The following is an 8,202-nucleotide window of genomic DNA, read 5'->3' on the forward strand; positions in this document are numbered from 1 at the left end:
CCCCTTTGTTATCCAGACATCACGGATTAAGGAGAGCGGGTTGAACATTGAGATTTGGCATCGACTGCGCAAATCATTAAGCCCACTCCAACTGGTGGCGCTGCCCAGTGTGCTGGTTCTGAGTTTAATCCTGGGCGGACGCTGGACAGGGGCCTTTCAATATCTAGAATGGCGAGCCTTAGATGCCTTTATCAAATATCGACCCTCTGAATCGGAAGATCAGCGCATTCTGCTCGTCAAGATTGATGAAGCAACCATTCGCTCTCTTGGCCGCTACCCCATCCCGGATCAATATTTGGCGCAGGTGCTGACTCAGTTGCAACGTCATCAACCTCGGGCGATCGGTCTGGATTTATTTCGCGATTTACCGATTGAGCCTGGCTCCGCTGATTTAGCCATCGCGTTTCGAGACATGGATAACTTATTTGGTATTGACAAAGTTCTGCCCGAAACCGTTGATCCTCCTCCGAGTTTACCGATAGATCGTCTGGGATTTGCGGATGCTCCCATTGATCAAGATGGCCGCCAACGCCGTGCATTGTTGGGCACTCAAACCCCAAAAGAGTTCCGCTTTTCTCTGGCACTGCTATTGGCGGAGGCTTATTTGACCCCCCGGAAGATTCAGCTTGAGAATGGCCGCCACGATCCCTCAACCATGAGATTTAGGTCTGCTGAAATTCCCCGTATTCGCGCCAACTTTGGCGGTTATATCCGTGCCAGTGCAGGTGGGGGAGATATGCAAATGCTGCTGAATTTTCGTAATGGTCCCCAGGCTTTTCAGGCGATTTCATTTAAGCAAGTTCTCTCAGGTGATGTTTCACCCGATTTAATCAAAAATCGGATCGTGATTATTGGTGTGACGACCCCGAGTGCGAAGGACTATTCTTCAGCCGCAGTCCCCTCTGTTATCGACGATCGCAAACATTGGGTTTATGGCGTCGAATTTCATGCCCATACGATTAGCCAGATTCTGAGCGCCACCTTAGATCAACGACCGATGATTAGCGCTTGGCCGGAGTGGGCAGAATATCTCTGCATTGTCCTTGGCGGAGTTGTGGGCATCCTGATTGCAGCCTATATTCGGTCGCCTCGGTATACCTTACTTGCGATCGCACTAGTCACGTTACTCGTTATAGGCTGTAGCTACTTAGCTCTGCTTTGGGGCTGGTGGTTACCTATGGTTCCTACTCTAGCTAACTTTCTGCTGATTAGTCTGGGCCTAGATGCCTTCTATCAATACGATCGCTTGATCCAAACCAACATCAAAGCCCAACAACAAACCCTGCGGATTTTGAAGCAGGCCAAAACCAATCTAGAAATCCAGGTGGCTCACCGCACCTCCGAACTTCAACAAGCCAACCTGGAACTGAGCCAAGCCAAAGAAGCAGCGGAAATGGCCAGTCGGGCTAAAGGCAAATTTCTCGCCAAAATGAGCCATGAATTACGCACCCCCCTCAATGCAATCCTGGGGTTTAGCCAAATGATGGCGCAGGACAGCACCCTCTCTGAGGCCAACCACAAACGCACTCGTTTGATTAATCAAAGTGGCGAGCATTTATTAGGACTGATCAACGACATTCTTTCCCTCGCCAAGTTGGAGTCGGGAAAACAATCACTGCGAGAGGCTCCCTTTAAACTCAGCACGTTAATCGAGACTGTTGAAGGCATTTTTCGACTCCGAGCAGAACAAAAAGGGTTGTCTTTTCGGGTGGAAGTAGCCCCCGATTTGCCCTTTTCCTTAGTCGGTGATGCGCAGAAACTTCGCCAAGTCTTGATTAACTTATTGAGTAATGCCCTTAAGTTCACCCATGTCGGACACATTACGCTACGGATCAATAGTCTGCCGCCAACAGACCGTTTAACCCTACGATTTGAAGTGGAAGACACGGGCGAAGGCATTGCCGCCTCAGAACTCCATAAACTGTTTATTCCCTTTGAACAAACGGAAAGTGGCGAAAAATCGAAATCAGGCACAGGGTTAGGGTTACCCATTAGCCAGCAATTCGCCCAGTTGATGGATGGCGAGATCACAGTCTCTAGCCAAGTGGAACAAGGAACCCTCTTGACCTTCACTGCTCAAGTCTCGTTAGCAGACAGTGAATATAGCCCACAACCGATAGCGGACGAGGCGACCATCATTCCCGCCACCCAACGGAGTGATAGGGTTGAACCAGAAGTATCCCTCACCGTCGGCTCAGGCACCATTCACCAAGTCTTAGCATTGATGCCTTCCAGTTGGCTCAAGGAGTTGCATCACGCCGCCTTACGACTAAAGGGGAAGCAAGTGATCCAACTGTTAAGGGACATTCCCCCAGAGTATGACGCAGCCGCTCACTATTTAATGAATCTAGCCGAGAACTATGAGTATGCCCACATCACTGAAGTCACAGCCCAGCTAATCCAGGAATAACACCAAAGGCAGTTCCCATGAGTGACACCGATAATTCCACAGAACAACTCTTAGAATTCGCGGAGAACTTAATTCTGCAAAAAACGGAGACCTATTGCAGTGAACTCCAACGGCGTATTCTCAGTACGGCCTTGCAAGGGGAACGTAAAACCTATGATCAGATAGCGGATGAATGTGGTTATTCACCTAAATATGTCAAACAGGATGTGGCCCCTAAACTGTGGCACTTACTTTCCCAAGCCCTGGATAAAAAAGTTTCCAAGTCTAATGTACGGTTTATTCTGGCCCAGGAAATGCGCAGTGCAACACAGGCCGCCTCTACCCCCACGCCGATCCAGCCCTCACCAGCGATCGTAGAACCGCCCTTGCTAGACGCCACGGGCCTATCTGGAAAAATCAAAATTTTACTCGTCGATGATCAGCCCCAAAATCTAAGACTGCTGACAGATGTCCTCGAAGAACAGCGCTATGAAGTGCTCCAAGCCCTGAATGGTGAGGTTGCCCTCCAGGCCGTTGCTCTCGATCAACCACAATTGGTTTTATTGGATATCCAAATGCCCGAAATGGATGGCTATACGGTTTGTCAAAAGCTAAAGGCCAATCCATCCACACAATATATTCCTGTTATCTTTATCAGTGCCTTGGATGAATCTTGGGATAAGGTGAAAGCCTTTTCAGCCGGGGGAGTGGACTATATTACCAAGCCTTTTAAGGTCGTAGAAGTGCTGGCTCGGGTCGAAAATCAACTCAAAATTCAGCAACTTCAGCAGGCGTTGCGGACCCAAAATGCTCAACTCCAACAAGCTAATCTAGAATTGCAGCGCCTCGCCGCTTTGGATGACTTAACCCAGGCAGCCAACCGCCGCCGCTTTGATGCTTACTTGCTCACCTCCTGGCAAGCAGCCATTCAAGGCCAATACTCCTTAACGTTAATGTTGTGTCAACTCGATCATTTCAATGTTTATAGTACAGGGGGCCAGTCTCAACCGGGCGATCAATGTTTATATGACATCGCTCAAAGCATCAAACAAGCGATACAAGGTCCCAACGATCTCGTCTGTCGATATGGCACTTTCACCTTTGCGATTGTGCTACCCCAGCAGACTACGACTCAAACGGAACCCCTTGCTCAGCAGTTGCTAACACAAATCGAGCAGCTAGCGATGGGGTCTCCACCTATCACCTTAAGTATTGGTTTAGCTGCCATTCAACCGACTGCTGAACTAGGTATTGAAGCCTTTATTGAGGCTTGCGATCGCAACCTGCAGCAAGCTCGCAGCGACGGCGGTAATCGTGTGGTTACCCATGATGTGCTCTCAACCTATGGGGGAGCTGAGTTCTGAAACTCTACAATAGCTTAGCGTTAAGGCCTTTCGGGTCGCTGAAGCTGGCTTGGCATCTGAACATCTCGAGTGGGATTAGGACGTTCTCCAAAGCCGATCGGTAATCGCGCCCCGGTTAAAATGGCATCGTCTAGATTGACGTCCTTAAAGATTGCCCCTGTCAGATCGGCATTGGTTAAGTTGGCGTTCTTCAGATTGACTTTTCTGAAGATGGCGAAGCGTAGATCGGCACCTTCTAGGTTGGCCTCTTTCAGGTTCGTGTCTCGCACAAACGCACCGGTCAACGGGGCATCTACTAAATTCGCTTTTTTTAGATTGCAATTAATGCAGCGACGCGTTTGCTTAAAGCGCTGCAAATCCTCTGTGTTCTCCGCTCGGGCCAAGGGAGACACCAATGCGACCATACTGCCGATCAGCAGCGCAATGGTCAAAAACTGAGTCTGGGTTTGGCCAGCGTTCCCTCTACGGCTGCTTCTGGTCAGAGGATGGTTGCTCACGATCTAAAAAACCCCAATACTATCAACGGCAGCCTCCGGGAACTCACTCCGAACAGAGAAAAGCCTCTCAACCTTGAGTATGCCCTGTGGTGGGGATAGATTTTCATCTCCATCCGCTCAGGCTAGAAATTATGGGGATGGCGGATCAAATTCAGAAACTCTTCACGGGTTTTGTGATCGTCTTGAAAGACCCCCACCATGGAGCTAGTGACGGTCCAAGAGCCGGGTTTTTGCACTCCTCGCATCACCATACACATATGGCTGGCTTCCATCACTACAGCCACACCCTTGGGTTCTAGGGCCGTTTGGACGGCTTCGGCAATCTGGCGGGTTAGTCGCTCTTGCACCTGTAAACGGCGAGAATACATTTCCACAATCCGAGCTAGCTTACTCAGACCAATGACTTTTTTGTTGGGAATATAAGCGACATGGGCCTTACCGATAAAGGGCAGCATATGATGCTCACATAAACTAAAGGCATCAATATCCCGAACCAGCACCATTTCATCATGGCCTTCATCAAAGATGGCATTGTTGACCAACTCTTCTAAGGACTGTTGATAGCCACTGGTGAGAAAGCGCATGGCCTCGGCGACCCGCTTCGGCGTTTTTAGTAACCCTTCTCGCTCTGGATCCTCGCCCACGCCTAACAGCATGGTTTCTACAGCTCCCATCATCTCTTCTTTACTGGCTTGGCGATGGGTGTCTTTCTCTCTCCCCCGTTGAGACAAACTGCGATCAGGACGAAGTTGAGAACTATTAGTAGTGCTGTTCATAGAAGAATTAGTCGTATCAGAAGAATTAGGGGAGAAAGTAGTCATTAGCTTCAGTTAATTGTAGAAAATTTGACAGAAGGGCTGTGGCTGGTGCAGGAGAGGGCTTAAAAAGTCCCGGCATTTGGCATTAGCACTAGTTCCTCAATCACCGCATGTTGAGGCATCTGCACAATATGCAAAACCGATTGGGCCACATCCGCTGGTTTCAGCATGGCGGTACGGTCAAAATCGGCATCCACGGTATCGGTATCCCATAACGGTGTGTTCACCGCACCCGGACAAACCGCCGTTACCCGAATGCCGTGGGGGCGTTCTTCTTGGGCGAGAGACTTGGTTAAGCCCATCAGGGCAAACTTACTGGCACAATAGGCCCCCCACTGGGGAAACGCTTGTTGGCCCGCCACGGAAACGACATTGATGATGGTGCCTTGCTGTTGCGATCGCATCCCCGGCAGCACGGCTTGGATACATTGAAATGCACTCGTGAGATTCAAATCAATCACCCGCTGCCAGTCCGCCAGGGACATATCGATCAGCTCTGCGGTAAAACCCATCCCAGCATTATTGACCAAAACATCAACGGGGCCAACATCTTCCAAGAGCTGGCTGATTTGGGACTTAACCTGATGGACGTCAGACAAGTTAATGGCAAAGGCTCGCGCGTCTCCCCCCTGTTTTTGCAGGGTCTGAGTGAGTTCATCTAGTTGGTCTTGGGAACGACTGACGAGGACCAAATCAATATTTGACGCAGCAAATGCTTCGGCCGTGGCCCGACCAATCCCTCTGCTCGCTCCCGTAATCAGAGCTCGCAGTTTCCGTTGAGCAGTCATGCAAAATTCCTAAAATCAATACTCGGTAAAAAACAGCCCAGCAATAAATGCTTCTGCACACTGGACCAGCAAATCATTGTGGGACTTAAAAATACGGGTGTAAACTCCTTGAAGCTATCAGCGCAGATTCAGAGGCAGCCATCGCGCGCAAGCTTGCACTAATTGTAAACAAATGTTGCGACTTAGTCATCATACCACTGGTTCAAGGTGGGGCGCATACTCAGGGCAGCTGGGTGAAAATTCCCATATTCCGAAACTTATGATAGCGCTGCTGGCGACGTTCATGGGGACTCAGCCGCCATAGCTCTTCCAAGCTGCTCAGAATAGTCGATTTAATCGTTTCTGCTGCCTGTGCCGGAGCAGAATGGGCACCACCTAAGGGTTCGGGTAGAATGTCGTCAATAATACCCAATTCTTTTAAATCCGTTGCCGTAATTTTGAGGGCTTCAGCTGCTTGGGGGCCTTCCTGAGCATCCCGCCACAGAATGGCCGCACAAGCTTCAGGCGGCGCAACGCTGTAAATCGAATGTTCAAACATCAGGAGTCGATCACCCACACCAATTCCCAGCGCCCCTCCAGACCCGCCTTCGCCAATCACAGTACAAATAATAGGCACGTCTAGCCGAAACATCTCCCGCAAATTGAGGGCAATGGCTTCACCTTGGCCAAACTGTTCTGCCTCCAGTCCAGCCCAAGCAGCAGGGGTATCAATAAACGAAATAATGGGTAAACCAAACCGATCGGCATGGTCCATTAACCGCATCGCTTTACGATAACCACTGGGAAAAGGCATGCCAAAGTTGCGGGCGACATTGTCCTTGGTATCGCGCCCTTTTTGATGCCCCAACATTAATACGGGCTGACCACCAATTCGCCCCACCCCGCCGACAATCGCCGGATCGTCATGGCCGCGTCGGTCACCATGCAATTCCATCCATTCGTCACTAATGGCATGGATATAGTCCAAGGTGCTGGGCCGCCGAGGATGTCGGGCTAGCTGCAGCTCTTGCATTGGGGTTAAGCTGCTAAAAATCTCCTGGCGAAGCTGCTCAGCCCGACCTTCGAGCTGAGTGATCTGATCGGTCACATCTACGCCATTCTGCTCAGAGAGGCTACGGATCTGCTCAATTCGGTTCTCTAACTCCACTAAGGGTTTTTCAAAATCGAGCAGTTGGAGCTTGCGATCGGAAACAGCCATTCGCAGATACCTAGTCAAACACTAAACAATTCTAGTCTTGTTGTTCTATCCAACAGTCACACAGACTATTACGACGATTCTAACAAGCGTGCTCTAGGCTTCAAGGACCCTCAAGCCAACTTGTGGACAACCCCACATTCATTAAGAGCACTTTAAAATACTACACAATAAAGGGAGATGCCTCAGGGGTTTTATCCGTAAAAATAAGAGAATCCTAAGCCATCACCATGCCACCGTCTACATTAAAGACCTGACCGGTAATATAAGCACTCGCTGGATCAGCGGCCAAAAACCGGATCATACCGGCCACTTCATCGGGTTGGCCATAGCGCCCCAGGGGGATAAATTTGATAATCTCTTCGGACCCTAGCCCCTCCGTCATATCCGTGGCAATAAAGCCAGGAGCCACTGCATTCACCGTTACCCCACGAGACGCCATTTCCTTGGCTACGGTCTTGGTAAAACCAATGACCCCCGCCTTAGCCGCACTGTAGTTGGCCTGTCCTGGGTTCCCCATTTGTCCCGCCACAGAGGCAATATTGATAATCCGACCGGATCGCTGTTTCAGCATCACTTTACTCACCGCCCGAGTACAGAGATAGACTCCAGTGAGATTGAGATTAATCACGGCTTGCCAGTCTTCTGGCTTCATTCGCAACAGCAAGGTATCTCGGGTAATCCCTGCATTATTCACGAGCACGTCAGCACGCCCCCATTTATCAAGCACTGTCTTAAACAGGGTATCTACTTGATCGGCCTCTGCCACATTGGCTTGGAGGGCTAAGGCTTCTCCCCCATTGCCTGCAATTTCAGCCACTACCGCATCAGCTGCACCACTAGAGTTGGCATAGTTGATGACCACTTTAGCCCCTTCACCGGCGAGGGCCAAAGCCGTAGCCCGTCCAATCCCTCGGGAGGCACCGGTAACGATTGCGACCTGATCTTGCAATGAATTCATGAACGGTTCTGAGCCCAAAAAATCTGCTCAACCATCTTATGACATTGCGGGGGGCGCGATCGATGTCTCTATCAGCAGGGTCAAGCTAGGCAGCAGCCCCACTAAATTTAATTTTGAGGTAGTCTTCTTCCATCTTGGCTCCCGCAGGCTGCATGGCAGCAAGGGCCTGAGGCAGAACCAGATTACGGCG

Annotated in this window: 8 protein-coding genes; 2 read left to right on the forward strand and 6 right to left on the reverse strand. The window is 50.2% G+C overall.

What is annotated here, in order from left to right; all coding sequences use genetic code 11:
* Positions 1-40 precede the first annotated feature (40 nt).
* Positions 41-2,410, forward strand: coding sequence for a CHASE2 domain-containing protein (locus Q0986_RS00830; protein ID WP_299402369.1), 2,370 nt, complete (start codon positions 41-43; stop codon positions 2,408-2,410).
* Between the two features lie 17 nt (positions 2,411-2,427).
* Positions 2,428-3,753, forward strand: a complete 1,326-nt coding sequence (locus Q0986_RS00835) for a diguanylate cyclase (protein ID WP_299402371.1) — start codon at positions 2,428-2,430, stop codon at positions 3,751-3,753.
* A 20-nt stretch (positions 3,754-3,773) separates the two neighbouring features.
* Here the strand turns inward: Q0986_RS00835 and Q0986_RS00840 are convergent, their stop codons facing one another.
* From Q0986_RS00840 to Q0986_RS00865, 6 genes are all read right to left on the reverse strand, one after another.
* Positions 3,774-4,250, reverse strand: a complete 477-nt coding sequence (locus Q0986_RS00840) for a pentapeptide repeat-containing protein (protein WP_299402374.1) — start codon at positions 4,248-4,250, stop codon at positions 3,774-3,776.
* 122 nt (positions 4,251-4,372) lie between these two features.
* Entirely contained in the window at positions 4,373-5,071 is a 699-nt protein-coding gene (gene folE, locus Q0986_RS00845; protein ID WP_299402377.1) for a GTP cyclohydrolase I FolE, read from the reverse strand.
* A 59-nt stretch (positions 5,072-5,130) separates the two neighbouring features.
* On the reverse strand, positions 5,131-5,856 hold the full coding sequence (locus Q0986_RS00850) for an SDR family oxidoreductase (protein WP_299402379.1): 726 nt from the start codon (positions 5,854-5,856) through the stop codon (positions 5,131-5,133).
* A gap of 220 nt (positions 5,857-6,076) precedes the next feature.
* Positions 6,077-7,054: an acetyl-CoA carboxylase carboxyltransferase subunit alpha gene (locus tag Q0986_RS00855; protein WP_299402382.1), complete on the reverse strand. Its 978-nt coding sequence runs from the start codon at positions 7,052-7,054 to the stop codon at positions 6,077-6,079.
* A gap of 214 nt (positions 7,055-7,268) precedes the next feature.
* Positions 7,269-8,012, reverse strand: coding sequence for a 3-oxoacyl-[acyl-carrier-protein] reductase (gene fabG, locus Q0986_RS00860; RefSeq protein ID WP_299402384.1), 744 nt, complete (start codon positions 8,010-8,012; stop codon positions 7,269-7,271).
* A gap of 85 nt (positions 8,013-8,097) precedes the next feature.
* A partial coding sequence (locus tag Q0986_RS00865; RefSeq protein WP_299402386.1) for a hypothetical protein occupies positions 8,098-8,202 on the reverse strand: 105 nt, incomplete at its 5' end.

Source organism: Acaryochloris sp. IP29b_bin.148, from assembly GCF_028285565.1.
Taxonomy (GTDB): Bacteria; Cyanobacteriota; Cyanobacteriia; order Thermosynechococcales; family Thermosynechococcaceae; genus Acaryochloris.

Excerpts from the sequence above, each read along its gene's own strand:
- Q0986_RS00850 (WP_299402379.1), bottom strand. The coding sequence starts at position 5,856 with ATGACTGCTCAACGGAAACTGCGAGCTCTGATTACGGGAGCGAGCAGA.
- Q0986_RS00855 (WP_299402382.1), bottom strand. The coding sequence starts at position 7,054 with ATGGCTGTTTCCGATCGCAAGCTCCAACTGCTCGATTTTGAAAAACCC.
- Q0986_RS00835 (WP_299402371.1), top strand. The coding sequence starts at position 2,428 with ATGAGTGACACCGATAATTCCACAGAACAACTCTTAGAATTCGCGGAG.
- folE (WP_299402377.1), bottom strand. The coding sequence starts at position 5,071 with ATGACTACTTTCTCCCCTAATTCTTCTGATACGACTAATTCTTCTATG.
- fabG (WP_299402384.1), bottom strand. The coding sequence starts at position 8,012 with ATGAATTCATTGCAAGATCAGGTCGCAATCGTTACCGGTGCCTCCCGA.